The 26,202-nt window shown below is 73.6% G+C and carries 22 protein-coding genes; 6 read left to right on the top strand and 16 right to left on the bottom strand.

The window, feature by feature from the left end; translation table 11 throughout:
* On the bottom strand, positions 1 to 333 hold a 333-nt coding region (locus tag ACFXGA_RS13045), incomplete at its 3' end, for a Fur family transcriptional regulator (protein ID WP_378087318.1).
* Positions 334 to 745: 412 nt separating this feature from the next.
* Between ACFXGA_RS13045 and ACFXGA_RS13040 the strand changes: the two genes are divergently transcribed.
* Positions 746 to 1,066, top strand: a complete 321-nt coding sequence (locus tag ACFXGA_RS13040) for a MarR family transcriptional regulator (protein ID WP_378087316.1) — start codon at positions 746 to 748, stop codon at positions 1,064 to 1,066.
* A gap of 272 nt (positions 1,067 to 1,338) precedes the next feature.
* Here ACFXGA_RS13040 and ACFXGA_RS13035 read toward each other — a convergent pair whose 3' ends face one another.
* A complete protein-coding gene (locus ACFXGA_RS13035) occupies positions 1,339 to 1,986 on the bottom strand; it encodes a hypothetical protein (RefSeq protein WP_378087314.1) in 648 nt (215 codons plus the stop codon).
* 161 nt (positions 1,987 to 2,147) lie between these two features.
* Between ACFXGA_RS13035 and ACFXGA_RS13030 the strand changes: the two genes are divergently transcribed.
* Together ACFXGA_RS13030 and ACFXGA_RS13025 are read left to right on the top strand one after the other, a co-directional pair.
* The gene (locus ACFXGA_RS13030) at positions 2,148 to 2,981 is read left to right on the top strand and encodes a GDSL-type esterase/lipase family protein (protein WP_378087312.1); all 834 of its coding nucleotides are present in this window, start codon (positions 2,148 to 2,150) and stop codon (positions 2,979 to 2,981) included.
* Between the two features lie 103 nt (positions 2,982 to 3,084).
* The gene (locus tag ACFXGA_RS13025; protein WP_378087310.1) at positions 3,085 to 3,390 is read left to right on the top strand and encodes a hypothetical protein; all 306 of its coding nucleotides are present in this window, start codon (positions 3,085 to 3,087) and stop codon (positions 3,388 to 3,390) included.
* Positions 3,391 to 3,470: 80 nt separating this feature from the next.
* Here ACFXGA_RS13025 and ACFXGA_RS13020 read toward each other — a convergent pair whose 3' ends face one another.
* The 14 genes from ACFXGA_RS13020 to ACFXGA_RS12955 form a co-directional block, all read right to left on the bottom strand.
* Positions 3,471 to 5,375 (bottom strand): hypothetical protein, encoded by a 1,905-nt coding sequence (locus ACFXGA_RS13020; RefSeq protein WP_378087308.1) that lies wholly within the window; start codon positions 5,373 to 5,375, stop codon positions 3,471 to 3,473.
* A gap of 248 nt (positions 5,376 to 5,623) precedes the next feature.
* Positions 5,624 to 6,172, bottom strand: coding sequence for a type 1 glutamine amidotransferase domain-containing protein (locus ACFXGA_RS13015; protein ID WP_378087306.1), 549 nt, complete (start codon positions 6,170 to 6,172; stop codon positions 5,624 to 5,626).
* A 1-nt stretch (position 6,173) separates the two neighbouring features.
* Complete coding sequence (locus ACFXGA_RS13010) at positions 6,174 to 7,328, bottom strand: glutathione-independent formaldehyde dehydrogenase (protein ID WP_378087304.1); 1,155 nt, start codon at positions 7,326 to 7,328, stop codon at positions 6,174 to 6,176.
* Positions 7,329 to 7,543: 215 nt separating this feature from the next.
* Positions 7,544 to 8,719 carry a zinc-dependent alcohol dehydrogenase gene (locus ACFXGA_RS13005; RefSeq protein WP_378087302.1) on the bottom strand — a complete coding sequence of 392 codons (1,176 nt, stop codon included), beginning with the start codon at positions 8,717 to 8,719 and terminating at the stop codon, positions 7,544 to 7,546.
* On the bottom strand, positions 8,716 to 9,666 hold the full coding sequence (locus ACFXGA_RS13000) for an SRPBCC family protein (protein WP_378087300.1): 951 nt from the start codon (positions 9,664 to 9,666) through the stop codon (positions 8,716 to 8,718). The genes ACFXGA_RS13005 and ACFXGA_RS13000 overlap by 4 nt, the downstream gene beginning before the upstream one ends.
* Positions 9,667 to 10,005: 339 nt before the next feature.
* Positions 10,006 to 10,374, bottom strand: coding sequence for a CU044_2847 family protein (locus tag ACFXGA_RS12995; RefSeq protein ID WP_378087322.1), 369 nt, complete (start codon positions 10,372 to 10,374; stop codon positions 10,006 to 10,008).
* A gap of 19 nt (positions 10,375 to 10,393) precedes the next feature.
* Entirely contained in the window at positions 10,394 to 11,671 is a 1,278-nt protein-coding gene (locus ACFXGA_RS12990; protein WP_378087298.1) for an ABC transporter substrate-binding protein, read from the bottom strand.
* 26 nt (positions 11,672 to 11,697) lie between these two features.
* A complete protein-coding gene (locus ACFXGA_RS12985; protein ID WP_378087296.1) occupies positions 11,698 to 12,870 on the bottom strand; it encodes a hypothetical protein in 1,173 nt (390 codons plus the stop codon).
* Complete coding sequence (locus ACFXGA_RS12980) at positions 12,867 to 14,273, bottom strand: VWA domain-containing protein (protein WP_378087295.1); 1,407 nt, start codon at positions 14,271 to 14,273, stop codon at positions 12,867 to 12,869. Before ACFXGA_RS12980 ends, ACFXGA_RS12985 begins: the two co-directional genes overlap by 4 nt.
* A gap of 29 nt (positions 14,274 to 14,302) precedes the next feature.
* The gene (locus ACFXGA_RS12975) at positions 14,303 to 16,429 is read right to left on the bottom strand and encodes a tetratricopeptide repeat protein (RefSeq protein ID WP_378087293.1); all 2,127 of its coding nucleotides are present in this window, start codon (positions 16,427 to 16,429) and stop codon (positions 14,303 to 14,305) included.
* A gap of 164 nt (positions 16,430 to 16,593) precedes the next feature.
* Positions 16,594 to 18,213, bottom strand: coding sequence for a trypsin-like peptidase domain-containing protein (locus ACFXGA_RS12970; RefSeq protein ID WP_378087291.1), 1,620 nt, complete (start codon positions 18,211 to 18,213; stop codon positions 16,594 to 16,596).
* Positions 18,214 to 18,553: 340 nt separating this feature from the next.
* Positions 18,554 to 20,473 carry an AMP-binding protein gene (locus ACFXGA_RS12965; RefSeq protein ID WP_378087289.1) on the bottom strand — a complete coding sequence of 640 codons (1,920 nt, stop codon included), beginning with the start codon at positions 20,471 to 20,473 and terminating at the stop codon, positions 18,554 to 18,556.
* Positions 20,470 to 21,753, bottom strand: coding sequence for a condensation domain-containing protein (locus ACFXGA_RS12960; protein ID WP_378087287.1), 1,284 nt, complete (start codon positions 21,751 to 21,753; stop codon positions 20,470 to 20,472). The genes ACFXGA_RS12965 and ACFXGA_RS12960 overlap by 4 nt, the downstream gene beginning before the upstream one ends.
* A 33-nt stretch (positions 21,754 to 21,786) precedes the next feature.
* On the bottom strand, positions 21,787 to 22,293 hold the full coding sequence (locus tag ACFXGA_RS12955; RefSeq protein ID WP_378087285.1) for an FBP domain-containing protein: 507 nt from the start codon (positions 22,291 to 22,293) through the stop codon (positions 21,787 to 21,789).
* Between the two features lie 326 nt (positions 22,294 to 22,619).
* Between ACFXGA_RS12955 and ACFXGA_RS12950 the strand changes: the two genes are divergently transcribed.
* From ACFXGA_RS12950 to ACFXGA_RS12940, 3 genes are read left to right on the top strand one after another with little or no spacing between them, the layout of a single operon-like run.
* Entirely contained in the window at positions 22,620 to 24,473 is a 1,854-nt protein-coding gene (locus ACFXGA_RS12950) for an amino acid adenylation domain-containing protein (RefSeq protein ID WP_378087283.1), read from the top strand.
* Between the two features lie 14 nt (positions 24,474 to 24,487).
* Positions 24,488 to 24,733: an MbtH family protein gene (locus ACFXGA_RS12945; RefSeq protein WP_378087281.1), complete on the top strand. Its 246-nt coding sequence runs from the start codon at positions 24,488 to 24,490 to the stop codon at positions 24,731 to 24,733.
* Complete coding sequence (locus ACFXGA_RS12940; protein WP_378087279.1) at positions 24,730 to 26,190, top strand: argininosuccinate lyase; 1,461 nt, start codon at positions 24,730 to 24,732, stop codon at positions 26,188 to 26,190. The genes ACFXGA_RS12945 and ACFXGA_RS12940 overlap by 4 nt, the downstream gene beginning before the upstream one ends.
* Positions 26,191 to 26,202 lie beyond the last annotated feature (12 nt).

The raw sequence follows: 26,202 nt of genomic DNA, 5'->3' as shown, positions 1-26,202 counted from the left end.
GAGACAAGGGCTGTGGCCGACGGCGCAGTCGACGTCCGCGATCGCGCCGCAGGAACGGCACACGACGTGGTGGTGGTTGTCGCCGACCCGGGACTCGTAGCGGGCCGTCGCGCCTGCGGGCTGGATGCGCCGCACCAGGCCGGTGTCGGTCAACGCCCGCAGCACGTCGTAAACGGCCTGGTGGGAGACCGTCGGCAGGTCGGCCCGGACCAACGTGATCACCGTCTCGGTGTCGACGTGCGGGTGGTCGCGCAGCGCGGCGAGCACGGCCAACCGGGGCCGGGTCACGCGCAGGGAGACCGACCGCAACTGCGCCTCGAAGTCGGATGTCACACGCCCGACCCTAGGCGGCTTGTCTGGAATGAATCAAATTGCCGTCCGTCACACCGTCCTCGGTGCACTCACCGTAGTCCTTCGGCTACGCGCCACGTCGTGCGCATCGCGTCATCCACAACGCACTCGCCGGCTGCCGGTGCGCGCCGTGCGCGAAGTCCACAAGCGATGCGCTCTCGACGCACGCGAGGCGACCGGCAAGTCGTGATCGGCCTTGGCGGAACGGTCGCTCTTGTCGCGCTTGGACCGGAACGCCCGCGGGGACCCGGGACGCGGCTTCGCCGCCGATCCACCCGTCCGCGCCTGGACCCGTCACCCGGTCGAGGCTGCGTGGGGTGCGTCGCGTCCCGCGGCCACGCGGGCTCACGGCCGGGTGTCGAACGGTTCGTAGCAGTCGAAGGTCTCGATCGAGGTGATCACACCGCTCGCCGACCTCCTGGAGGTCACCCAGCAGGCGGCCTCCAAGCACCTGGTCGAACTGGAACGCCTCGACTACGTCGTGAGGGAGCCGGACCCCGCCGACAGCCGAGTGCGCCGCGCCCGGCTCACCGACCGCGGCCGGCGGCTCATCGAGGACAGCCGCCGGGTACGTCGGCAGTGGGACGACCGGCTGACGGGTCTGGCGGGCGCCGACGCGGCCGACGCGGCCCGGCGCGTGCTGGTCCACCTGCTCGACGCGACAGGGGGGACCGGGAGCGTGACCGCGCGTCGCGCCGTCCCGCCGAGCGAGTAGACGAGCACTCCCGACAGCGGGTCGAGGGCGAGTCCGGCCGCGTCGCGCGGAGCGCCGCCTGATCGGCCGGACCCGGCCGCGGGCGTGACCGGCCCGGAACGGCGACCCTCGGTCGAAGCACCGCGACCGGTCGGCGGGTTCCGCGCGGTGGTCCCGACGAGGAGCCGGGTCGTCGCCGCCCGGCGCCACTCCCGGTCGGTCGAGCGCGACGCCCTGAACGGCGAAGCCACCCGCACGGGCGGCGCGCTTCGGCCGACGTGCCCGACGCCGGGTCAGCTCTTGAACACGTCGTCGAGCGCGTCGTACAGGACGACCTCCTCGGTCTCGAACGGCACCGTGCCGGTCGGTTCGACCAGTTCCATCTCGACGGCCGGGCCGGTGTACCTCGTGACGTGCTGCTTCACGAACCTCTTGCCCGACAGCGCGGGTTGGACGGGCTGGGCGGGTTGGACGGGCTGGGCCTGCACCGGCTGCACGGGCTGGGCCTGCGGGGGCGGCACCGGCGCGTACCCGGTGAACGCGGTCAACTGGGCGGCCAACGACTCCACGGTGGTCGGCACCCCGACCAGGGTCAGGAACTTCGCGGCCATCGCGTTGGCCTTCCCCCAGGTCACGGATTCCGGCCGGGCGTGCGTCTCACCGTCCCGCGACAGGATGAGGCCGGTGACGGAGTAGAAGTGGTGCAGCCCGTTGAGGGTCACGTGGAACTCGTCGAAGAACAAGTCGGGCGGCGGCACGTCGGACACCCGGGTCTTCAGCCCCTGCTTCACCTGGTTGTTCCGGATGACCCGCCACTGCTGGGTCTCCAGCTTCTTCGTGTAGACCGACACGTGGGTCTCCGCGGTGCCGAGCATCCAGTAGGCGCTCCACCCGCTGAGCGACACCAGGTCGTTCGGCGCGATCTTCGATAAGTTGAGCATTTCCGGACCCCTCCCAGGGCGACAACGCGGACGAACGGGTAGTCGTCGCCCGCAGCCCCGGCATTAGCCGCTCCACCCGCACGGGCCGGGCCGACACCCCTCGGCGGCTCACCGGTGGTGGCCGGGAGGGACGGTGCCCCTCGCGTGGGAGGATCCGGCGCGTGACGTCCCGGATGACCTACGCCGCCCTGGGCAGCTCCTTCGCCGCCGGTCCGGGCATCGCCCCGCTGGTGGACACCAACGCCGCCCGCTCCGGCCGCAACTACCCGAGCCTGCTGGCCGCCGCGCTGGGGGCGGACCTGGTGGACCTGACCGTCTCCGGCGCGACGGTCGCCACGATCCTGGACGAACCCCAGGTGACGCTGACCGGCGTGGAGTTCCCGCCCCAGGTCGACGGCGTCCCCGCGACCGCGGACCTGGTCACCGTCACCGCCGGCGGCAACGACCTGCGCTTCGCGGGCTCGCTGCTGACCACCGCCTGGACCCGCGTCGAACCCGACGGCCCGATGGCCGACGTGCTCACGGCGACCTACGGCCCCACCATCCCCGAGCCCACCCCGGCCGACGTCGACCGGACCGCCGCCGGCCTCGCCCGGGTGGTCGACGAGGTCCGCCGCCGGGCCCCGCGCGCCCGGGTCGTGCTGGTCGACTACCTGACCGTCATCGGGCCCCACACCGAACCCGCCCCGGACATCCCCTTCACCCCGGAGGAGATCACCGCCCTGCGCGCCGTCCAGGAAGCCCTGGAAGCGGCCTGCGCGCTGGCCGCCGACCGCAGCGGCGCCGACCTCGTCGCGGTGTCGCGGGCGAGCCGCACCCACGCCCTCGGCGCGCCCGAGCCGTGGCTCCAGCCGTTCACCCGCAACCTCGCCAGGACCGCCGCGTCCTTCCACCCCAACGCGGCCGGCATGGCGGCCGTCGCGGCCGAGGTCGGCACGGCCCTGGGCCACGGCGACCCCACCCGACCCGCCGGTTCCGGTGACGTCGGGCGGTGAGGTCGAACACGGCCCCGTCGCCCGCCCGGTCGGAGGTGATCACGGTGCACCAGCTCTTGCGGCAGCCCCACACCGGGGCGTCACGGAGCCGAAAGGTGACCGGATGGGCAAGACCGACAGGACCCGGCCGTGGTGGGTCCGGATGGCCGACCGGCCGATGACCACCTGCGTGCCGGTGCACGACCACCGGCACGGCGTGTGCACGCTGCCCGACGAGATCACGCCCGACAGTGCGTCGACGAGCCACCGCACGTCCGGCTGCCACTGGGGCGGCTCCGAGCGGCACCCGATCCGTCGGGAGACCAGGGCAGGCCGACGGGAGTGGTTCCACTTCCGCCGCGGGTCGCGTCGCCGTGACCGGCGGCGGGCGCGGCGCGAGCTGCGGGAGTGCCGCGGCGGGGAGCGCTGAACGGCGGAGGGCGGGGCCGCGGTCCCGCCCCCGGACGGCCTCCAGGGCGAAGCGCAGGACGGGAACCTCGCCGGCCGACCTCACAGCGGCGAGGGCTTCGCCGCTTCCCGCGGAGCCGTGTCCTCCACGAGCACCGCGCGCAACCTCGCGTGGCGGAACGCGTAGTGCGCGCCGACCCGCTGCAACAGCCCGATCCGGCTCGTGTCGTCGAGGAACGCGCCCAACCGCCACGGCAACTGGCCCCGGAAGGCGCAGGTCAATCGCGCCCCCAGGTAACCGCCCCACACCGATGCCGACAGCAACCACCCGGCGATGAGCGTGGCCGTGGCCGAGAGGAGCAGCGGTCGATCCCACACGATCGCCTGCGGCAGCAGTCGGTGGAGCACGACGGAGAGCATGCAGAACACCGCGCCGCTGGACACCAGCGCATGCCACCGCGCGGTCCGCACCGCCTCGGCCGGGTGCGTGTAGGTGCGCTTGACCGAGCGGAGCCTCGCCACCACCCGCACACCGAAGAAGATCGTGGTGATCGCGGCGGACAACCCCGCCGCCATGCCGGTCACCGGGCCCTGGGAAGTCCCCACCAGCACGCCGACGAGAACACCGGCCGCGAACGACAGCGACACCGAGGTGTCCACGCGCGGATCGTCGACGTAGAACAACCGCTTGTTGGGCAGCATGGAGGCCAGCATCAGCCCCACCGCGGGGTACAGGAAGGACTTCAGCAGGGCGAAGAACCTCATGTCGACGCCCAGCACGAGCGCCTGCGCCACGTAGGTCTGCACCCCGACCGCGCCCACGATCACGGCCGGCGCCGTCATGGGGTTCGGCACGCGCTCGCGGAAGTTCCACCACCGCAGTTCGCCGGTCGGTTCGGACAACCGCCGAGCCAGGAACGACAACCACCGCTCGGCCGACTCGACCGGCCACGCCCGGCCCGGCGCGCCGGACGAGCGGCGGGCGACCTGCCCGGCCAGGTCCTCGAACACCGAGGGCACCAAACCACGCCACAGCGCCCGCTCGACGGGTTCGTCACCACCGGCCTTCCGGTCGAGGTAGACCTGCCGCATCAGGTAGACGGTGAGCGGGGTGGACAGCAGGCGTCGCAAGGAGCCGGTGTCCACGTGCCGCCAGCGGCCGTCGAACGAGGCGAGGTAGGCGACCGCGTCCGCCGGCACGGTGGGGAGCAGGTCGACTCGGCGCAGACCGCGGATCCCCGACGTGCGCGCGGCCAGTCTGCGCGACGGACCCGGGCGACTGGTCAGCACGAACGGCGTCTTCGCGCCCGCGCCGGCCAGCAGGTCCAGCACCGCGCCGCGATGGGCCTCGGGAAGCTCGTCCAACCCGTCGATCACGCACCGGACACGGCCGTCCTCCACCAGCCCCGATGCCGCCGTGCCGCCGTACTCGGCGGTGTTGGCGAGCACACCGACCGACTCCGCCACCCAGGCCGCCACCCACTGGCGCAGGGTCTTGTACTCCGGTCTCCACGACGTCGCCGGCACCAGGACCGGCACGGCCTGACCGTCGTCGCGGGCCAGCGCCCGGCACCACAGCAGGCAGACCGTCGTCTTGCCCGCCCCCGGTTCACCGACGAGGAGCAGCCGGGCGTCCACCGCGAGTGGCGCGACCAACTCGCCGCTCGCCGCCACGACCAACCGCTCCCCGTCCTCGGTGCGCAGGCGTACCGGGATCACCACGTCGTCCAGCCCCCGGCGGTGCAACTCCTCGTCCAGATAAGCCCGGACCGACGCCCGCAGCGCACGTTCGGCCTGGTCGAGTTGCGCCGGCGTGCTGACCCGCTCCACGGCCGACCTGCGCGCGGGCAGTCCGATCACCAGGGCCAGCACGGACAGCAAGGCCGAGAAGATGCCCGCCTTCCAACTCGCCGACTCGTCGCCGCCCCCGGCACCGAGGTAGGAGGGAACCAACCACCCCAACACCGCACCGCCCAGCAGCAGCCCGACCAGCAGACGCCGCCCCATACCCCTCCTCCTGTCGTGGAGGTCGTCGCCGAGCCGCGGCCCGTCGTTACGGCCGGCATCGGTCGAGGTCGACGCACAAAGGGGGAACGGCCTGCCGATCGAGTTCACCACGACCCGATCGGCTCCGCGGTTGCGCAGCTCGGTGCGGGAGGCGGCCGGCTCCGGCTCCGGGGTGCGCCGGCGCGGGTGGGTGACGGGCGCGCGTTCGGGGATCGACGAGGGCACGCCCGATCGGCAGCGGTGAAGGCTTACGGCGCTTTGGCGAACTCCTGCACGATGCGCTCGCAGAAGGCCGGCAGGTCGTCGGGCGACCGGCTCGTGGTGATGTTGCCGTCGGTGACGACCGGCTCGTCGACCACCTCGGCCCCGGCGTTGCGCAGGTCGGTGCGGACGCTCGGCCACGAGGTCAGCCGGCGTCCGCGCGCGACGTCGGCCTCGACGAAGTTCCACGGGCCGTGGCAGATCGAGGCGACCGGCTTGCCCGACCGGACGAAGTCCCGGACGAACCGCACCGCAGCGGGCTCCATCCGCAGCTTGTCCGGGTTCACCGTCCCGCCCGGCAGGAGCAGCGCCTCGTAGTCGTCCACCGACACCTCGCCGACCAGCCGGTCCACCGCGAAGGTGCCGGCGTCTTCGAGGTCGTGGTCGCGCGCCTGGATCTCGCCGCCGGCGATGGAGACCACGACGGTGCGGGCTCCCGCGTCGTCCAGCGCCTGCCGCGGCTGCTCCAGCTCGACCCGCTCCACCCCGTCGGCGGCGAGGATGGCGATCCGACGTCCGTCCAGCTCCCCGGCCACGTCAGACACCCGCCCCGGCCGGGTGCAGGACGACCTTCGTCCAGCCGTCGTCCCGCTTGTCGAAGTGCTCGTAGGCATCCGGCGCGCGATCGAGGGGCAGCTCGTGGCTGACGATGAACGACGGTTCGGCCTTGCCCGCGGCGATCAGGTCGCGCAGCTGCCGGTTGTACTTCTTGACCGGGGCCTGGCCGCTGCCGATGTGCTGGCCCTTGAACCAGAACATGCCGTAGTCGAAGGCGAGTTTGCCCTGCTTGGCCAGCTCGTCGCCGGCCCCGGGGTCCTCGGGCACGAAGACGCCGACGTTGCCGATCTTCCCGGTGAAGCGCACCGAGGCGACCAGCCGGTTCATCGTCAGGTTGGCCTGCTCCCGGCCGTCGGGCTCGTGCGCCTGGTAGCCGACGCACTCGCAGCCGTTGTCCGCGCCCAGACCCATCGTCTCCTCCAGCACGGCCTGCACCGGGTCGACCTTCGAGTCGTCGATGGCGATCGCGCCGATCGACTCGGCCAGCCTCAGCCGGTCGGCGTGCCGGTCGACGACCATCACCTTGCTCGCCCCCCGGATGGTCGCCGAGAGGGCGGCCATCAACCCGACCGGACCCGCGCCGTAGACGACCGTCTGGTCGCCGGGCTGCACGCCGGCCATCTCGGTGGCGTGGTAGCCGGTCGGGAAGATGTCGGCGAGCATCACGTAGTCGGTCTGGCGCTCCTCGGCGTCCTCGCCCAGCCGCAGGCAGTTGAAGTCGCCCCAGGGCACGCGCAACAGCTCGGCCTGCCCGCCGGCCCACGGGCCCATGTCGGCGAAGCCGTACGCGGCGCCGGCCATCGTCGGCTCGGGCTGGGCGGTCAGGCAGTAGTTCGTCAGCAGGCGCTCGCAGTTCTTGCAGTGCCCGCAGGAGATGTTGAACGGCAGGACTACCCAGTCGCCCACCTCCACCTTGTCGACCCCGGCGCCGACCTCGACCACCTGACCCAGGTTCTCGTGCCCGAACCAGCGGCCGGTCTCGAAGTCGGTCCGCCCCTCGTACATGTGCAGGTCCGAGCCGCAGATGTTCGCCGACGTGATCCGCACCAGCACGTCGGTCGGTCGCTCGATCCGCGCGTCCGGCACGTCCTTGACGCTGACCTGCCGTGGCCCTTCGTACACCACTGCTTTCACGACTACCTCCTCGTCGCGGGTGCCTCCCTCCGTCCGGGCGGCCCCTTCAGAGCCGAATACCCTGGGGAAACCGTCCAAACCGACGGTCCACTGAGGATGATGTCCACACGGCACTCGCCGTCACACAGCGGGAGACACGAAAGCGTGAAACCGGCGTGGCCGAGCGGTCACCCGCAGCCGGGCGCTCGTCGCGGTGGCCGGGCGCCGGGTGGTCGTCAGGGTTTGAGGACGACCTTCTCGCAGTTGTCCTGCTTGTTCTTGAAGATGTCGAAGCCGCGTTCCGCCTCGTCCAGCGGCAGGGTGTGGGTGATGATCCGGGTCGGGTCGATCTCGCCGCGTTCGATGCGGTCCAGCAGCGGCTTCATGTAGCGCTGCACGTGGCACTGCCCGGTGCGCAGGGTCAGCGACCGGTTCATCCACGCGCCGGCGGGGAACTTGTCCAGCAGGCCGCCGTACACGCCGATCACCGAGACCACGCCGCCGCTGCGGCACGACAGGATCGCCTGCCGCAACGCGTGCGGGCGTTCGGTCTCCGACCGCACGGCCTGCTTGATCCGGTCGTAGGCGGCGATGTGCGCGCTGCCGTGGGTGGCCTCCAGGCCGACCGCGTCGATGCACTTGTCCGGGCCGCGCCCACCGGTCAGCTCCAGCAGCCGGGAGCGGACGTCGACCTCCTCGAAGTTCACCGGCGTGTGGCCCGCCCGTTCCGCCAGTTCCAGCCGGTAGGGCTCCTTGTCGATGGCGACGACCTGCGCGGCGCCCAGGAGCCGGGCGCTGTCCATGGCGAACTGGCCGACCGGGCCCGCGCCCCAGACGGCCACCACGTCGCTGGGTCGGATGTCGCACATCTCGGCGCCCATGTAGCCGGTGGGCAGGATGTCGGACAGGAACAGCACCTGCTCGTCGGTCAGGTCGGACTCGATCTTCAGCGGGTTCACGTCGGCGAACGGCACGCGCGCGTACTCCGCCTGACCGCCCGCGTAGCCGCCGGTCAGGTGGGAGTAGCCGAAGATCCCGGCGACCGGGTGGCCGAACATCTTCTCCGCGATCCCGGCGTTGGGGTTGGAGTTCTCGCAGCAGGAGTACAGCTCGGCCGCGCAGGCGGCGCACGCGCCGCAGGCGATCGGGAACGGCACGACGACCCGGTCCCCGACGCGCAGCCGGTCCGGGGCGACGCCCGGGCCGACCTCGACCACCTCGCCCATGAACTCGTGCCCCAGGACGTCCCCGTCCTGCATGGTCGGCACGTAGCCGTCGACCAGGTGCAAATCCGAGCCGCAGATCGCGGTGGAGGTGATCCGGACGATGGCGTCGCGGCTGTTGAGGATCCTCGGCTCCGGCACGTCGCGGACCTCGACCTTGTTGCGGCCCGCCCAGGTGGTCGCCCTCATCCGCCCGCCCCCTTCGCGAACTCGGAATCCGACAGCGGTTGCGCCGGCCGTTGCGGGAACTCCTCGCGCGCCCTCTTGCCCCACGGCGCGCCGTCGGAGCGGACCACCTCGCCGGTCTCCACGACCTGCTTGAACCGGCGCAGGTCGTCGTCGAGCTGCTGGTGGGGTTCCTCGCCGAAGTACCTGGCGACCGCCTTGCCGACCGCGCCGCCGGGGATCTCGTACACCAGGACGACGAACACCTCGGTGCTCACACCGTCCGGGGCGGGCGTGAAGCGGACCGTGCCGGCGTTCGGCACGGTGGCTTCCCCGGTCGACCGCCACACGATCTTCTCGCCGGGCGTCTCGTCGGTGATCTCCGCGTCCCACTCGACGTCCTTGCCGAACGGCGCGCTTGCCGACCAGTGGCTCGTCCGGTCACCGGTGGTGCGGACCCGCTCGAGGTGCGCCATGAACGTCGGGAGGTTCTCCAGGTCGCGCCAGAACGCGTAGACCTCCGACGGGGGTTTGCGAACGGTTGTCGTTGCTGTCAACTCCACGGGTCCTCCTTCGCGCACGTCCCGCGCCGCCGTCACGGAGCCGGTGCGTGCCTGTCGGGTGGCCTGTACGGCGGTCAGCAGGTCCAGCGCCGTGATGCCGGCGACGGCGCCGGTGACCCCGACCAGCCGCCGCCGGCGGCTCCCGTCGCGGTGGGCGAGGGCCACTCCCAGCGCGGTCAGGTCCATCGCGTCGCCCACGACCCTGGTCCACACCCAGGCGCCCTTCCGCCGGCTCGTCAGCAGCCCGGCCGCGTGGACGAGCTCCCGCGCTCCGACGGCCGGCGCCACCGCCCGCGACCGCGCGGAATCGTCCACGCCGGCGAGCCGGCGCACCGCGCCCGGCGCCGCGAGCTGCACCACGCCCAGGGCGAAGCTCAGCCAACCCAGCCGCCGAGCCCGCCTCTGCACCTCTTCCCGCCTGCCTCGCCTTCCGGCCAGGCGTGCCGGTCGCGCCACGGGCAGCCTCCGCATCCGATCGGGTCGAACGCCCCGGTGCGCACGGCCCGGGACGCGACCGATGTGGACTGGGCTACCCCTCGCCGATCCCACTAACCCCGCCGACCGGCCACGGCGCGCGGATACCCCCGGCCCTGAGCAGCAACCGACCGCTTGGGCGACCCCGGTGCGGGCAACAGCGGGGCAGCGTCGCGCCTCGCTGTGATCGGCCGTCGTCACCGCGTGTCGCCGTGAACGTGAGCCGGCGGCTCCCCATGCGAGATGGCCACGGGGAGCTGTCGCTCGTTCGGGTTACCCGGCGCGATCGGGCTCCGTCGGTTGCGGCTCGGGCTCCTCCGGAGCGGGCACGGCCGTCGGGTCGCGCACCCACTTCAGCTTGACCTCGAACTGGCCGTCCACCGCGGTCTTCGCGATCACCGCCCCGGCGGTCGCGGACAGCTTCACGGCGAACTTCAGCTCCACCTCGTCGGGTTGCCGGCTCATCGACCGCAACTGGCCGAGTGCCGCGGCCGCCGCGTCGCGGATGCTCTCCAACGCCTTCTCGAACGACACCTTGGCGTCGGCGATCAGGTCGTCGCGGCGCGACACGCGGGTCGTGTGCGGGACGGGGTCGACCTCCACCACGACTCCGCCGCCGTCCTCCAGGACGAACCGGGCCATCTCCTGCACGCGCTGCTCCTCACTGCCCGCAAGGGACGTCGAGCCACTGTTCCGGGTCGTCCAGGCTCGCCCGGACCTCGTCCAGGTCGGCCAGCAGGGCGTCCAACCGCGCCGGGGCGTGCAGGTACTCCAGCACGGCGCGGTAGAACGCGTCGGTCATCCGCGCGGGCATCAGGTCGGACGCGTCCAAGCACAGCGGTTCCGCCGTGAGCCTCTGGACGATCCGGCGGCCGATGTCGTCGTCGTAGACGTCGGTGACGGTCTTGTTCACCGAGAACACGCTGCCGCCGCGCAGCTCCGGCCAGATGCGCTGCGCCTCGTCGGACGCGAGGAACCTGACGAGCGCCCTTGCCCCCGGGGTGTCGTGGAACATGCCCGCGAGGTCGGCGGACACCGACGACACCCGGCCACCGGGGAAGGGGAAGAAGTCGAAGTCCGACCCCGGTCGCGGCGTGCTGCCGTCCTCGCGCTCCACGGCCTGGTAGCCGCCGATGGCGAACGATGCCTGGTACTCGAGCAGGCACCCGGGCGGGTTCGTGAACAACCCGCGCCCCGCGTCGCCGAAGTCCGTGAGCAGCGCGGCCTGCGCGCCGCCTCGCACCGCGCCGGGCGCCGCCACGAGTTCGCCCCACGCCTGCCACGCCTGGCGGACCTGCGGTGACGTCCACGCGAGCCGACCGGAGGCCCATTCCCGGTACACCTCGGGCCCGGCGGAGTGCAGCAGGACGTCCTCGACCCAGTCGGTGCCCGGCCAGCCGGACACGGGTGGGGATCCCATGCCCAGGCACCACGGCGTGCGGCCCTCCGCGCCCAGCCGACGGCTCAACGCGACGAGTTCCTGCCAGGTCACCGGCGTCGGCCAGTCGGCGTTCGCGGTGGCGTACCAGATCGTGCTCTTGACGTCGGCCTTGACCGCCACCGCGTACTGCCGGTCCCGCCCCACCCGTTGCAGCGCCAACCACTGCGGTCCGTACGACCCGCTCCGGTCGCCGAGCACCTCGTCCAACGGGTGCAGCTCGCCCTGCCGCGCATACGCGGCCAACACGCTCGGGTTGGGCAGGACGGCCACGTCCGGCGCGGCGTCGCGCTGGACGTCGGCGGCGAGCACCTGGTCGACGGCACGCGTGCCCCGGTACTCGTAGCCGATCCCGGTGGCGGTCTCGAACCGGTCGAGCACCTCGCGGAAGGCGTCCTCCTCGGAGCCGGTCCACGGCCCCAGCACGGTGACCGTGCCGCTCGCGGTCGTCGCGCACGCGCCGGACGCCAGCAGCGCGACGGCCAGCACGAGCCGCCCCACCCGTGCCCGGGCTCTCCCTCGGGTTCTCATGTTCGATACCGGTATTCGTTGAGGCGGAGCGCCATGCCGGTCACGACGAGCGCCAACGCGAGCACGGCCGCCAGCGGCACGAGCCAGCCGCGCCCGCCGGACTCCGTGGCGGCCGCGGTCTGGGCGGTGACCTCCTCGGCGTCGGTGTCGCGCTCGGCGTCCGCCTCGGTGACCGGTGCGGGCAGCCCGGCCCGGAACTCGTCCACCGTGGGCCCGCACCCCTGCGCGCCGCACAGCCCGGAGAGCAGGTCGGCCAACGCCCGTTGACCGACGGCTTCGTCGGCGGAGACGGCCGCCTCCCGTGCGGCGAGCACGGTGTCCACCCGGTCACCGACCTCGACGAGCCGGTGGCGCTGGAAGGCGGTGAACACCAGGGCGACCGCCACGAACAGGGTGAGCACGGTGGCGGCGGCGAGCCAGACGTTCAAGACCCGGCGGAACCGCTTGAAGAACTGCCACTGCACCACCAGCAGCACGAGTCCGAACAGGGCGGGCAGGAGCGGCGAGGCCGGCTGCGACCACAGCAGCCGCGGCCACAGGGTCCCGTCGTCAAGCTGTTCCGCCAACGCCGCCCGCTGGTCGGCCTGCAGGGTCTCCAACTGTTCCAGGACGCCGCCGGGCGCGTGCAGCAGGCGCGACGCGTACCACAGGTCGGCCGCGCCCAGACCGGTCGCCTCCGGGTCGCGGTAGTGGGCGTCGGCCTGGCCGATCGCGCCCGCGTAGGCCGCGACCAGGCCGGCGACGACCTGGAGCCTGCCCGCGCCCGCCGCCGCCTGGTTGGCCTCCGCGACCTTGGCCAGGCTCTGGTTGGCCGCGGCCAGCCGGTTCGTGTAGTCCTGCCCCGGCCCGGTGAGCACCGCGTGCCCGGACGCGAAGGACGTGATCACCGCCCGGTCGGCGGCGGTCAGCGCGAGGCGGGCCGCGGCGGTCTCCAGCACCGCTTCGGTCGTCCGGTCGCGGACGGTCCCGGCGGTGTCGACCACGACCCACACCGCCCACGGGGCGGTCGCCAGCGTCAGCGCCGCCGCGCCGAGCAGGAGCCACAGCCGCCGCAGCAGCCACGTGCGCGTGCCGCCGCGGACGTGCGCGGGGGCGCGCGTCACGTCCTCGGTGGACGTGGACCCGTCGCCGCCGACGTGCGCGGGGAGCGGGCTCTCCGGGGCCGTCACGTCGCGACCTCGGCCATCGGGCCGCCACAGCTCTCGCAGAACCTCGCGGCCGGCCTGTTCGGCTCCCGGCAGTGCGGGCAGGGCTGCCAGGGGCCCGACGCGAAGACCGGGTCGGCGGTGGGCCGGCGCGGTCCGCCGACGCCCGACGGGGCGATGAGCACGCTGCCGACGGCGCTGCGCGTGACGTCGGGACGAAGCCGGACGTCACCGGTGTGCGCGTCGCGGATCTCCACGATGCGTGCCAGGCGTGCCAGGTACTCGTCGTTGTGCTGCTCGGTGGCCAGCCGCACGGCCTCGCCCCAAGCCCGCTCGGCCGCGTCGAACCGGCCCTCGCCGTAGGCGTCGCCGCCGTCCGCCATCGCCGCGTTCAGCTCGGTCCGCGCCAGGTACCGGCTGACCACCGGGTTGACGATCGTCGGCTGCACCGGGTCGTGCGTCCAGCGGCCGACCACGGCGACCGTCCCGGAGACCGCGCCGTCGGCCTCCAGCTCCGCCCACGCCAGCTGGCGGTCGACGTCGTAGCTGGCCGGCGCGTCCGGGTCGAGGTCGAGGCACAGGTGGTAGTCCTTCGACTCGTCGGCCGACCACGAGCCCAGCGACAGCACGTGCTCGTCGTCGCCCTCCCGGCGGACGCGGTCGGTCAGGTCGTACTCGTTGGGCATCACCTGGGTCACGAACCGCACCCTGCTGTAGGGCATGGTGCCGACGCGCAGCCGCACCTCGGGCAGCACCTTCGTCAGCGCCCGCTCCACCAGCCGTCGGAAGTCGGCCGCGAGCAGGTGGTCCTCCACGACGGAATCCGCCTCGCCGCGCAGCACCTTGACGATCTCGGCCAGCTCCCGGGGGTCCCAGCCCTCCCCGATGCCGCGCGCGTCGCAGACGAACCGGCCTTCGCAGGCGTTCAGCTCGGCCACCAGGGCCTGGTGGCTCTCGGACTCGTTGTTGCCGTCGGTCAGCAGGATGGCGTGGCGCACCGCGTCCGGGTGGGCGGCGAACAGGAGCCTGGTCTTGGCCAGCCACGTGCCCATCGCGGTACCGCCGTACGCGCCGAGGCGCGCGACGGCCTGCTGCGCGGCCCGCCGCGTCGCGTCCGACGCGACGACCAGGCCGTCGTGCGCCGGGTAGACGACCCGCGCGTCCTCCGCACCCCGCACGACGCCGAACAGCGCGCCGTCGGGGAGCACCGCGATCGCGGCGGCGGCCGCCCGTTTCGCCTCCTCGATCTTCGTGTGCGGGTGCCGCATCGAACTGGAGCAGTCGATCATCAGCACCTCGGCCGAGCGGGTCGGCGGCGTGGCGGCGCCGCCTCGTGCGCTGGCGGTCAGCACCGCGTGCATCGCGGTGTCCCCCTGGGCCAGGAACTTGTTCTGGTGCACCGTCAAGCCCAGTTCCACCCCGGTCATGGCGTCCCCTCTGCGGTGCCCGGCTGGGATCAGACCAACGTGATCGGGCGTCGCTCGTTGGCCAGGTCGATCAACACGTCGTGCTCCTTCCTGCTCGACGCCCGCCACGCGAGACGGCGCAACGTCTTCTCCAGGCGATCGCGCAGCGCGCGTTCGGTCGGCCGGTCGCCCAGCAGCGCCCCGGCCGGCGGCGTGACGTCGTGCTCGACGCACTTCAGCGCCGTGCCCAGCACCGCGGCCCGCAGCCGGTCGGCCCGGATGTCGTCCACGCCCAGCGCCGACATCCGCTCCTCGGCCTCGGCGAAGTCGTCGGGGTCCGGCAACAGCACCTCGCCACCGGACCCGCGCAGCGGACCGGTGAGCACCCGGACACCGGCGATCCGCGCGGCCTCGTCGTGGCGGGAGAACTCGGGCACCTGGTCGAGCACGCGGACCGCGCCGGCCCGGTCGCCACCGCGCAGCGCGACCCTGGCCAACCCGAACGCCGCGCTGACCTGCGCGCGGTGCAACCACACCGCGCCGTAGTAGCGCCCGGCGTCCTGGTCGAGGTGTTCCAGGCACAGCCCGAGCGCCAGTTTCGGCGTCTCCTCGCCCGGGATGTCGTGGTGGACGGAGGTGAACTTCCCGACGGCCGCGGCCACGCGGCCGGAGGCCAGTTCGACCAACCCCTCGTGCCAGCGGACCCGCCAGTCGTGCGCGGCCCGCCCGCCGAGCAACCGGACGGCGTCGCGCACGCTCGCCGTCGCCGCGGCCACGTCGGCCACCTCCAGGAACGCCCGGCAGCGGCGGAACGCGACCTCCACCGACGGCGCCGCCTGCGCGAGCTTCTTCAGCAGCCGGGCCGCGTCGGGGGCCCGGACCGTGCGGAGGAACGCGACCTGCTCGTCATCGGGGTCCTCGCGCGGCGCCGGCAGCCCCAGGGCGATCTCCCGCGGTGAGGGCCCGCGGACGAGCGCCGACACGTCGTCCGCGATCAGGTCGCGCACCGACGGCACGTCACCCAGACCGGCGTCGACCAGAGCGGTCGGCTCCGCGAACAGCGTCGAGAACGCCGGCCGGGAACGGCCGTCGCGCAAGGACAGGATCTCGTTGAGCACGCCGTCGAGCTGCACCAGCATCTCGTCGGCGCCGGCGAAGCGGCGCTCGTACGGCGCGACGGCCCGCCGCAGGACGTGGACGAACGACTCGATGCCGAACGCGGCCGGGTGCGCCGGGTCGACGGCGAGCTCCGCGGTGCCGGGCCGCCAGCCGTCGCTCGCGTTGTACAGCTCCCGCAAGGTCATCCCCACCGTGTGGATGTCCGACCGCACGGTCAGCCCGCGCTCGTGCACTTCCGCCCGGCGGGCCCGCGGATCGTCGGTGCCGAACTGGTAGTGCTCGGTGATGACCCACGGGCTTTCCCGGTCGCCGATGCGGCGGATGCCGCCGAAGTCGATGAGCTTGACCCGCCGGTCGCCGTGGATCACGTTGTCCGGCTTCATGTCGCAGTACAGCAGGCCCTGCCCGTGCAGGTAGGACAGCGCGGTGAGGATCTCGCGGCCGTAGGCCACGACGTGCTCGACCAGCAGCATGCCCCGCTCGGGGCCGAGGCTCGCCCGGCCGCGGTTCTTCACCTCGCGCAGCGACAGCCCGTCGACGAACTCCATCACGATGTAGCGGGCGTCGTCGTGCGTGACGACATCGAGGATCCGCACGATGTTGGGGTGCCCGAGCGCGATGAGGACCTGGCTCTCGTTCTCCGCGATCCGCACGGCCGCGGTGTTGTTGACGTCGATGAGCCCTTTGAGCGCCACGTGCTGACCGAGTCGGACGTCCTTCGCCAGGTACACGAACCCCAGCCCGCCGCGCGCGATGCAGCCGCGCACCTCGTAGCGCCCGGCCACCACGTCGCCGGGGCCGAGCTTCGGCCTGAACGAGAACGGGGCGCCGCACTCGCCGCAGAACCCCTCGTCGCGCGGCGGACCGCCGTCGACCGACCGGCCCACGGCCGCGCCGCAGCCCTGCCTGCCGCAGAACCGCTCCTCTTCCGCGACACCGGGGAGCGGCCGGACGCGGCTGTCCGGCTCGGGCAGCTCCACCACCGGCAAGGGCACGTGCGCGCCGCCGCTGCCCTGCCCGGTGGTCTGCGGCGGCCGGGTGGCCGCCGTGCTCGTCACCCGGGTGGGGCGTTCCCCGGCGGGGTCGGGGCGTGCCGGCCCGGCGGCCGGGCCCCGGGAGCCGACGAACGCCGTGGCGGGTGTCTTCGGCGGGAGGCCGCACCGGCGGCAGTACCCGCTCCGCGCGAGCGTGCCGGTGCACCCGTCACGTTCGCACGCGGTCATCACCGACCTCCGATCCCGTGGCGCACCGCGTTCATGTAGTCGACGACCGCCCGTCCGGCGGCCGCGATGTCGCACGGGCCGTCGTAGAGCAGCCGCCACGCCCGGCCGTACGCCTCGTCCAACCCGCGCTCCTCGACCAAGCCGTGGTCGCGCGCCATCTCGGCGTAGGAGTCGAGCCGGGCCCGCAAGGCGGCGCGCCGGTCCACCAGCTCGTCCAGCGCGGCGCGGTGCCGCCTGCCCTGGTCGAGCGCCGCGGTCACCGCGCGTTCGCACCCCCCGGCGTGCCGCTCGGCCCACGCGGTGTCGCCCGCCGTCCACGCCGACCGCAGCTGGTTCACCGCGCTGCGCAGGCGCCTCGCCCGCGGGGGCAGCAGGACGACACCGGCGAACCGGGGTCCGACGGCCAGTTGGTGCTCCTCGATCGCGGCGAGGTCGGCGACCGACCTGTCCAGGGCCGCGAGGCGGCCCGGGAAACCGGGTTCGGCCGACGTCCCCGCCCCGGACGTCGCCCGCACGACGCCGGCCTGCGGCGAAGTCTCGCGCCGGAACCCGAGGACCAGCCGGTCGCCCAGCTCCGCCGCGCGGTCGGCGAGCGGGAACAGCACGTCCTCGACCAGCCGATCCGGTTCGGCGGCGTCGTCGATCCCGTCGACCACCACGGTGCGGCCGGCCGGGGCGCCGACCGCGAACCGCTCCTCGATGCGCCGCCGGACCTCGTCGGCGGTCTTGCCCGACGCGTCCACGGCGAGGTCCACGCTGCCGACGCGCGGCCGCTCGTCCACCCCCTCGGGCAGGCCGGGCAGCCGCACGGACCGCTCCCGGTCGGCGGAAGCCACGACCAGCCGCAACGCGCGCGCCGTCGCCGACTCGTACTCGCCCGTCACCACGACCCACACCGCGCCGGCCCCGGCGGTCGCGAACCACCGGGAGAGTTCCCGTGCGAACGGCACGTCGACCGCGTCGGTGCGGTGGTCGACGAAGCTGTCGTCGACCGCCGGGCCGTCCGGGACCCACTCGGCCAGGCGTGGCAGGTGGCCCAGCATCGTCTCGACGGGGATCATCCAGCCCACGCGGCCACCGTCGCCGGTGTAGCGGCTGACGACCATGCCGATGACGTAGCCGGTCGCCTCGTCGAGCACCGCGGTGCCGCTGTAGCCCTGCCCGATCGGCTCCGCCTCGCCGGTGCGCTGCAACTGGACCCACTCACCGGCCGGTCCGCCCTCGCCGACGAGACGGGCGAGGGTCCACATGCCGTCCTCGGCGCCGAACGGGAAGCCATAGGCGCGGACGAGTTGGTGGTCGCGCAACGGCATGCGGTGCAGCGGCGCCCCGTGCGCCGCGGGTTCGGGCTTCTCCAGCCGCAACAAGGCGATGTCGCCCCGCTCGTGCTCGGTCGGCGGCACCCAGCCCTCGTCCACGACCGACGCGACACCGGGTGGCGCGTCCGCCATGCCGACGAAGTCGACCACGACCTTCCCCCGCGGCCCGTCGATGCCCTCGACCACGTGCGCGCAGGTCAGCAGGTGCCACTCGTCGAGCATTGTGCCTGCGCCGAAGACCCGCCCCACGTCGTCGGACAACCGAACGCGCCAGCGTCGCCGCTCGCGTTCGAACCCCATTGAGCGGATGCTACGCGGATCACCGAGGCGGCCGACCGCACTTCACCGGACCGATCCCGGTCCGTCCGTGATCCCACCCGATCGGCGCAACAGGCCACATCCGGGGCCCGCCACCCGGCTGTTCGTGGCCCAGGTCGCCGAGCCCGCGCGCTCCTTCGCGCTCGACCGGGCGCGGTCGCAGGACGACTGCGGCCGTTACCCGGGCGGAGCGGTAATCGCGTCGGGTGAAGTGGATCCCGGGGCCGCCGCGGGTCGAGCGGGTGGCGGTTCCGGGTGAGCAGCGGTCGCCGGCGGCGGTCGGGGCGGCGTCCGGTCCGCCGGGCCGCGCGATCCCACGGGGTCAGGGGAGCGTGCGCGCCTCCACGACTTCGGCCAGCAGGCGCGGGGTCGGGTGGTCGAAGACGTCGCGCACCCCCAGGCGCACGTCGAAGCGCTGGTTCAGGCGCGAGAGCAGGCGGACGGCGGTCAGCGAGTCGCCGCCCAGTTCGAAGTACGACGAATCGGCGTCGGCGTCGGCGTCCAGGACCTCGCGGTAGGCGGCCTCCACCTGGGCCAGGACGTCGGGCGCGTCGGCGGTGGCCGAAGGGGCGGGCGCCCGCGCGGTGAAGGTCGCGCGCAGGGCGTTGACGTCGACCTTGCCGGTTGCCGTGAGGGGCAGCGACGGGCGGGGGTGGACGTGGTGGGGGAGCATCGCGCGGGGCAGGCGGGCTTCGAGGGCGCGCAGGACGTCGGCGGGGTCGGCCGGGTCCGTCGCGGACGGGACGTAGACGCCGACGAGGGTCGGGTGCTCGCCGTCCACGGCGAAGACGGCCGCCGTCGCCACGCCGGGGCACGCGGTCATCGCCCGCTCCACCTCGGCCGGTTCGACGCGCACGCCGCGGATCTTCAGCTGGCGGTCCGCCCGGCCGAGGAAGGTCAGGCCGCCGTCCGGGCGGACGCGCACGACGTCCCCCGTGAGGTAGGCCCGCCCGCCGGGCACGGGCACGAAGCGCTCGCCGGTCAGGTCGGGGCGGTGCAGGTAGCCCCACGCGACCGTCGGGCCGCCGACGGCCAGCTCCGCCGTGCCGTCGCCGCGGTCGGTCAGGATCTCCCGGATGTGCGGCAGGGGGTGGCCGATCGGCACGTCGTCGGTGTCGCGCAGGGACCGGCCGGCGAGGCCCCCGACGTCGGCGGCGTGGGTGACCATGACCGTCTCGGTCTGGCCGTAGGCGTTGATCAGGCGCACGTGCCCGGGGACGTGCTCGGACCACAGCCGCACGGTGCGGGCCCTGGCCTCCTCGCCGCCCATCACGACCACGCGCAGGCTCGACGGCAGCGGACGGCCCGTGGTGACCAGGTGGTCCACGAGTTCGTTCCACAGGGCGGTGGCCAGGTTGACCACCGTGACGCCGCGGTCCTCGACCACGTCGAGCAGCGTGGCGATGGACGGGTCGGCCGTGCGGTCGTCGCACACCAGGGCCGCGCCGCCGAACAGTGTCGCGTAGACCTCCTCGCCGCTGGTGTCCCAGATGAGCGGGGTCAGGTTGAGCACGCGGTCCTCGTGCGTGATCCCGTACCGGTCGCGCAGCGCCGTGCCGGCGGTCAGCACGGCGCGGTGCGGCACCAGCACGCCCTTCGGCACGCCGGTGGACCCGGAGGTGAACATCAGGTACGCGAGGTCGTCCGGTGAGACGGCCGGACCGGACCCGCCGGCGGAATCCCCGGACGGCAGTGGCACGCCGGCGATTGCTTCGGCGGGCAGCGGCACGGCGTCCGAACCCTCGGCCGGGGCGGACCCGCCGGCGGAACCCCCGGACAGCAGTGGCACGCCGGCGATTCGCTCGGCGGGCAGTGGCACGCCGGCGACTCCCTCGGCCGGCAGCGGCACGGCGGCGAAACCCTCGAACGGCAGCGGCACGGCGTCGAGGCCCCGGAGGGCGGGGCCCAGCGCGGCCAGGGTGGCTCCCCGGCCGAGGACGGCGACGGCTCCGCCCGCGGTCAGCACCGACCGCACCCGGTCCTCCGGGTCGCCGGGCGACACGGGCAGGTAGGCCGCCCCGGCGTGCAGCACGCCCAGCGCGCCGGCGATCGTGGTCCAGTGCCGGTCGGCCGGGACGGCCACCCGCGCCCCGCGGGGCACGCCGTGCGCGGCCAGACCAGCCGCGACCCGCGCCACCTCGGCCATCAACTGCCGGAACGTCAGCTCGCGGTCGCGGTCGAGCAGGGCGGGGGCGTCCGGCGCCGCCGCGGCGACGCGGGCCAGTGCGGCGGTGATGCTCACCGGAGTACCCCCAGGTGCTCGTGCAGCGAGGTCAGGTAGTCCTCGGCCAGCGCGGCGGCCGTGGCGCGGTCGAACAGATCGGTGCTGTACGCGACGAAGCCCACGAGGCCCTCGCCGTCCCACGCCAGTTCCAGTTCCAGCTCGAACTCGCTGGTCCGGCTGGGCAGCGGCACGGGGGTGGCGGTCACGCCGGGCAGCCGCAGGTCGTCCTCGGCGAAGTCCTGCACGGTGAACACCACCTGGAACAACGGCGTGCGGGACAGGTCGCGCGGCGGCGAGACCGCCTCCACCACCTGCTGGAACGGCACGTGCCCGTCGTCGTAGGCGTCGAACGCGGTCGACCGCACCCGGCGCAGCAGCCCGTCGAACGACGGCCGGTCGGACAGGTCGACCCGCAGCACCACGGTGTTGGTGAACAGGCCGATCATGGCCTCCTCGTCCGGACCCTCCCGCCCGGACAGCGGCACGCCGACGCTGAGGTCGCCGACGCCGGACCGCCGGGCCAGCACCGCGAAGAAGTTGGCCAGCAGCACCATGAACAACGTCGCGCCGTGCCGCCGGGCGTGGTCCCGGGCGCGTCGGACCAGGTCCGCGTCCACGGTCAGCGCGACGCGGGCGCCGTGCGGCGACCGGATCCGCGGCCGCGGCCGATCGGTGGGCAGGGCGAGCGGCGGCGCGCCGCGCAGGCGTTCCCGCCACCGGGCCAGCGCCTCGGCGTCGGGTGGGCGGGCCAACGCGCGCCGCACGTGCGCGGTGTAGCCGACGGGCAGCGGCGGCAGTTCCTCACCGCGGTAGAACGCCGCCAGGTCGGCGCTGAACACCGGCAGCGACAGGCCGTCCGCGCAGATGTGGTGGATCACCACCGTGAGGATGTGGTGGTCCTCGGCCATGCGCAGCAGGAGCACCCGGAACGGGTCTTCGGCGTCCAGCCGGAAAGGCCGCAGAACGTGATCTTCGTTTTCCCGGGCGGCCGCGGCCTCGGCCTCGGGATGCGTGGACAAATCGACCCGTTTGGCGGATGCCGGCCCGGGGGAAAGCACCGACTGTCGCGGTTCGCCGGTGCTCAGGTCGACCCGGGTCCGCAATGGTTCATGCCGTCGGACCAGCGCCGTCAACGCGGCGTCGAGCGCTTCGGCGTCGAGCGGTCCGCGCAACCGGTGGGCGAACGAGATGTGGTAGAGGCTGGTCGGTCCGGCAAATTGCTCGGTGAACCAGATGCCGTGCTGGGCGGGGGACAGCGGAGCGATCGTGGTGGCTGTCCGGATTTCTTCCTGCGTCACATTCCCCCCGCGGTGATGCCGTCGGAATCCGCCTCAGGCGAGGACTTTCTCGACGAAGTGGTTGATGTTCGTCAGCATCCGGGCGATCCGCTCGTCGTCGTCCAGCGTCTCGGCCGGCTGCGGCGCCGAGGGCCGCCGCTTGCGCCGCACGTACGCCGAACAGGCCAGGTCGGCGCACACGTACGTGCCGACGGTGTTGCCCCGGCGCCCGGCCGCGCCCGCCTTGGGGGCGACGAACATCCCCACGTCGGACAGCACGTGGTTGGTGAGGCAGAACGCGCACGAGGACGACCGCAGCGCGCTTTTCGGCGGGGTGTTCGCGCGCAGCACCACGCCCACCACGCCCTCGTCCCGGGGCAGCACGAGGTAGGCGTTGTTGACCGCGCGCGGATCGATCCAGCCGAGGAAGTCGGTTTCGGCCCAGTTCCTCGAATCGAGGTCGGCCGGCAGGGTGAGCTTCTTCGCCTCGCCTTTCGAGCAGTTGACGAACGACTTCCTGATTTCCTCCGCCGGGGTCGGCCGCACCCTTTTGCCCTTCATTTCGATCACGTGCTGTCGTGGCCAGTATGCCCGACCTCCGGTCCAGGTCAAACAAGTGTCCGCGTGGTACTTCGACTACACGCAGAGCCGCGTCCGCGCAAGGGGCTACCTGGCTGGAGTCGGCGCGCGCTACGGTCGTTGCCACCCCGGGAGGGCCTGTGCTAGGAAGAGTCTGATCGCACTTGCCGGAAATCGGCGGGAAGGTTCTGGGGAGCTGAGCGGGGCGGTTGACGCGCATTCCGCGTTGACCGATCACATTCTTGGGGAACGGTGGTGGCCGACGGCTGCCCGGCCCCGGTCTGTCGCGGTGAGGGGGCGGGTCGAGCGTGCCTGGGAAATGGGATCCGACCGACGCGGACTTCCCGGCCCACCGGGGGTTGCACGAGTTGGTCGAGGACCGCGTGGCGGATTGCGCCGAGCGCGTCGCCGTCGTCTTCGACGCCGAGCAGGTGACGTACGCCGAGCTGGACGCGCGGGCCAACGGGCTGGCCCACCGGTTGGTCGAGGCCGGGGTCGGCCTGGACGACGTGGTGGCGCTGTGCGTGGACCGGTCGGTGGAGATGGTGGTCGCGCTGCTGGCGATCCTGAAGGCGGGCGGCGCGTACCTGCCGCTGGACCCCGAGCTGCCCGTGCACCGGATCGCGCAGATCACGCGGGTCGCCGGGGCGCGCGTCTGCGTGGCCGCCGACGGGTACCGCCCGCTGCTGCCCGAGGACGTGACGGCCGTGCCGCCGTCGGCGCCGCCGCGGACCGACCGGCCCGACCGGCGTGCGTGCGGCGCGAACCTGGTGTCCGTGTACTTCACCTCCGGCTCCACGGGCGTGCCGAAGGGCGTGGCGAGCAGCCACGAGGGCTGGGTGAACCGGATGACCTGGTCGCAGCGCCAGCACCGGCTGCGGCCGGGCGACACCGTGCTGCACAAGACGACGCTGACGTTCGACGACTCGGCGCTGGAGCTGTTCTGGCCGCTCACGGTCGGCGCCCGGGTCGCCGTGCTGGAACCCGGCCTGCACCGCGACCCGCGGGCGATCCTCGACGCGCTCCACGAGCACCGCTCGGTCTACCTCCAGGTGGTGCCGAGCATGCTCACGATGCTGCTGGACGAGATCGAGCAGCGCGGCGGGTGGGACCTGTCGGCGCTGCGCGACGTGACGTCCAGCGGCGAGGCGCTGCCGCCGGCGACGGTGAGCCGGTTCCTGGCGCTGCTGCCGTCCGTCGGCCTGCACAACACCTGGGGCGCGACCGAGGTGTCGATCGACTCGACCAACCACACGTGCGGCCCGGCGGACGCGGCGGACACCGGCGCGGTGTCGGTCGGCCTGCCGTTCGACAACAACCGGGTGCACGTGCTCGACGCCGACTTCCGCGAGGTCCCGCCGGGCGAGGTGGGCGACCTCCACATCGCGGGCGTCGGCCTGGCGCGCGGCTACCTCGGCGACCCGGCCGCCACCGCGCGGGCGTTCCTGCCGAACCCGTTCTCGCCCGGCGAACGGCTCTACCGCACCGGCGACCGCGGCTACCGGCGGCCCGACGGCACGGTGAAGTTCGTCGGCCGCGACGACCACCAGGTCAAGATCCGGGGCATGAGGGTCGAGTTGGGCGAGGTCGAGTCGGCCCTGCGCGGCTCGCCGCTGGTGCGCGACGCGGTCGTGGTGCTGCGCCGCCTCGGCGAGGACGACCACCTGGTCGCCTACACCACTCCGGCGCGGGCCGACCGCGCGCCCGACCCCGAGGACCTGCGCGACCTGGTCGCCGACCGGCTGCCCAAGCACATGGTGCCCTCGGTCGTCGTCGTGCTGGACTCGTTGCCGCTCAACAGCAACGGCAAGGTCGACCGCAAGCGGCTGCCCGCACCGGAGCGCCCGCGCGGCGGCGACGCCGAGTACGTGCCCTGTGAAGGGCCCGCCCAGGAGGCCGTCGCCGAGATCTGGCGCGAACTGCTGGGGCTGGAGCGCGTCGGCGCGCGGGACGACTTCTTCGACCTCGGCGGCCACTCGCTGATGGCGACCCGCTTCTCCGCCAGGGTGCGGCAGCGGTTCGACGTCGACCTGCCGGTGCGCGCGGTGTTCAGCACGCCCACCGTGGCGGAGCTGGCCGGGGAGATCGAGCGCCTGCTGGTGGCGAAGATCGACGACATGTCCGAGGACGAGGTGCGGGCGCTGCTCGGGGGCGCCGAGTGACCGCCGAGGACCGGATGACGACGGAGGAAGGGGTGGACGGCATGGCCGATCGCGAGGACGAGGACACCCGCGCCTACGCGGTCGTGGTGAACGACGAGGAGCAGTACTCGGTGTGGCCCGCCGACCGGGAGGTCCCGGCGGGGTGGCGTGCCGAGGGGGTCACCGGCACGAAGGACGCGTGTTTGGCCCACATCGCCGAGGTCTGGACGGACATGCGCCCGTTGAGCCTGCGGCGGAAGATGTCCCAGGGCGTGGCGTGACGGCGCTGACCGGTCGGCTGGCCGCGAACCCGGCCGACCTGCTCCACGACGAGGTGCTGCGCCCGCAGTTCGAGCGGGAGGTCCGCCACCTGCTGCCGCACTACGTGGCGGTCGAACGGGTGCTCGTGGCCGAGTACCGGCGGATGGGGGTGCTCACGCCCGCGCAGGCGGACGACGTGGACGCGCTGCTCGCCGGGATCGGCCCGGACACGCTGACCGCCGACCCGCGGGTGAACCTGTCCGACGTCGCCTTCGCCGTCGAGCGGCACGTCGAGGCCCGGCTGTCCCGGCCCGTGCCGCACTGGCACGTGGACCGCAGCCGCAACGACCTCCAGGCGTGCGCGCAGCTGATGTTCGCCCGCGAACGCCTGGTCGACCTGGGCGAGGGGTTGCTCGGGCTCACCACCGCGGCGCACGACCTGGCCGCGGCGAACCTGACCAGCCCGATGCCGGGGCACACCCACTACCAGGCGGCGCAGGTGATGACGCCCGGCTTCTACCTGGCCGCGCAGTCCGGCCGCCTGCTGCACACCGGCCGCCGGCTGCTGGCCACCTACGACGGCATCGACGCCTGCCCGCTCGGCGCGGGCGCGATGACCGGCCAGAACCTGCCGTGGGACCGCGACCGGATGGCGCGCCTGCTCGGGTTCGCCGGGGCCGGGCGCAACGCGCTCACCGACGTGGCGTCCCGGGCGTGGGCCGCCGAGATCACCGCCGAGCTGTCCCTGTTCGGCGTGGCCACGAGCCGGTTCGCCACCGACCTGATCACGTGGGCCGGCGCCGGGTTCGGCTTCGTCGACCTGCCCGACGAGCTGAGCGGGATCTCCTCGGCGATGCCGCAGAAGAAGAACTTCCCGGTGCTGGAACGCATCCGGGGTCGCACCGCGCACCTCACCTCGTGCCACGTGGACGCCGTGCTGGGGCAGCGCGGCACGCCGTACACGAACCTGGTCGAGGTGTCCAAGGAGGCCGGCGCCCAGCTGTACGACGCGCTCGACACGGCCCGGTCCGTGGTGCGGCTGCTGACCGCCGTGCTCCGGCGGTTGGAGTTCAGGGCCGACCGGATGCGCGCGGCGTGCGAGCGGGAGTACCTGGGCGGTTTCGCACTGGCCACCTCGCTGACCCTGCACGCGGGCGTGCCGTGGCGGCAGGCCCAGGTGCTGGCCGGCCGGTACGTGGTGGCGGCGCTCGACGCGGGCCTGCCGCCGACCGAGCCCGACGCGGCGCTGCTGACCCGCATCGCGACCGAGGCCGGGTACGTCGTGGCCGAGCCGGGCGGGTTGCTGGCCGAGGCGTTCGACACCGACCGCAGCCTGCGGGCCACGCCGACCGCCGGGTCCGCGCACCCGGACGCCGTCGCGGCCGAACTCGACGCGCAGGCCGTGGAGCACGCCGCGCTGGAGGGGGAGTGGGCGGCACGGCGCGCCAGGCTCGACCGCGCGCGGGACATCGGGTAGCGGCGGAACCGG

The sequence above is a fragment of the Actinosynnema sp. NPDC059335 genome (genome assembly GCF_042752395.1).
In the GTDB taxonomy this organism is placed as follows: domain Bacteria; phylum Actinomycetota; class Actinomycetes; order Mycobacteriales; family Pseudonocardiaceae; genus Actinosynnema.
The sequence above is the reverse complement of the archived record's forward strand: the minus strand, read 5'-3'. Positions and strand labels throughout refer to the sequence as shown.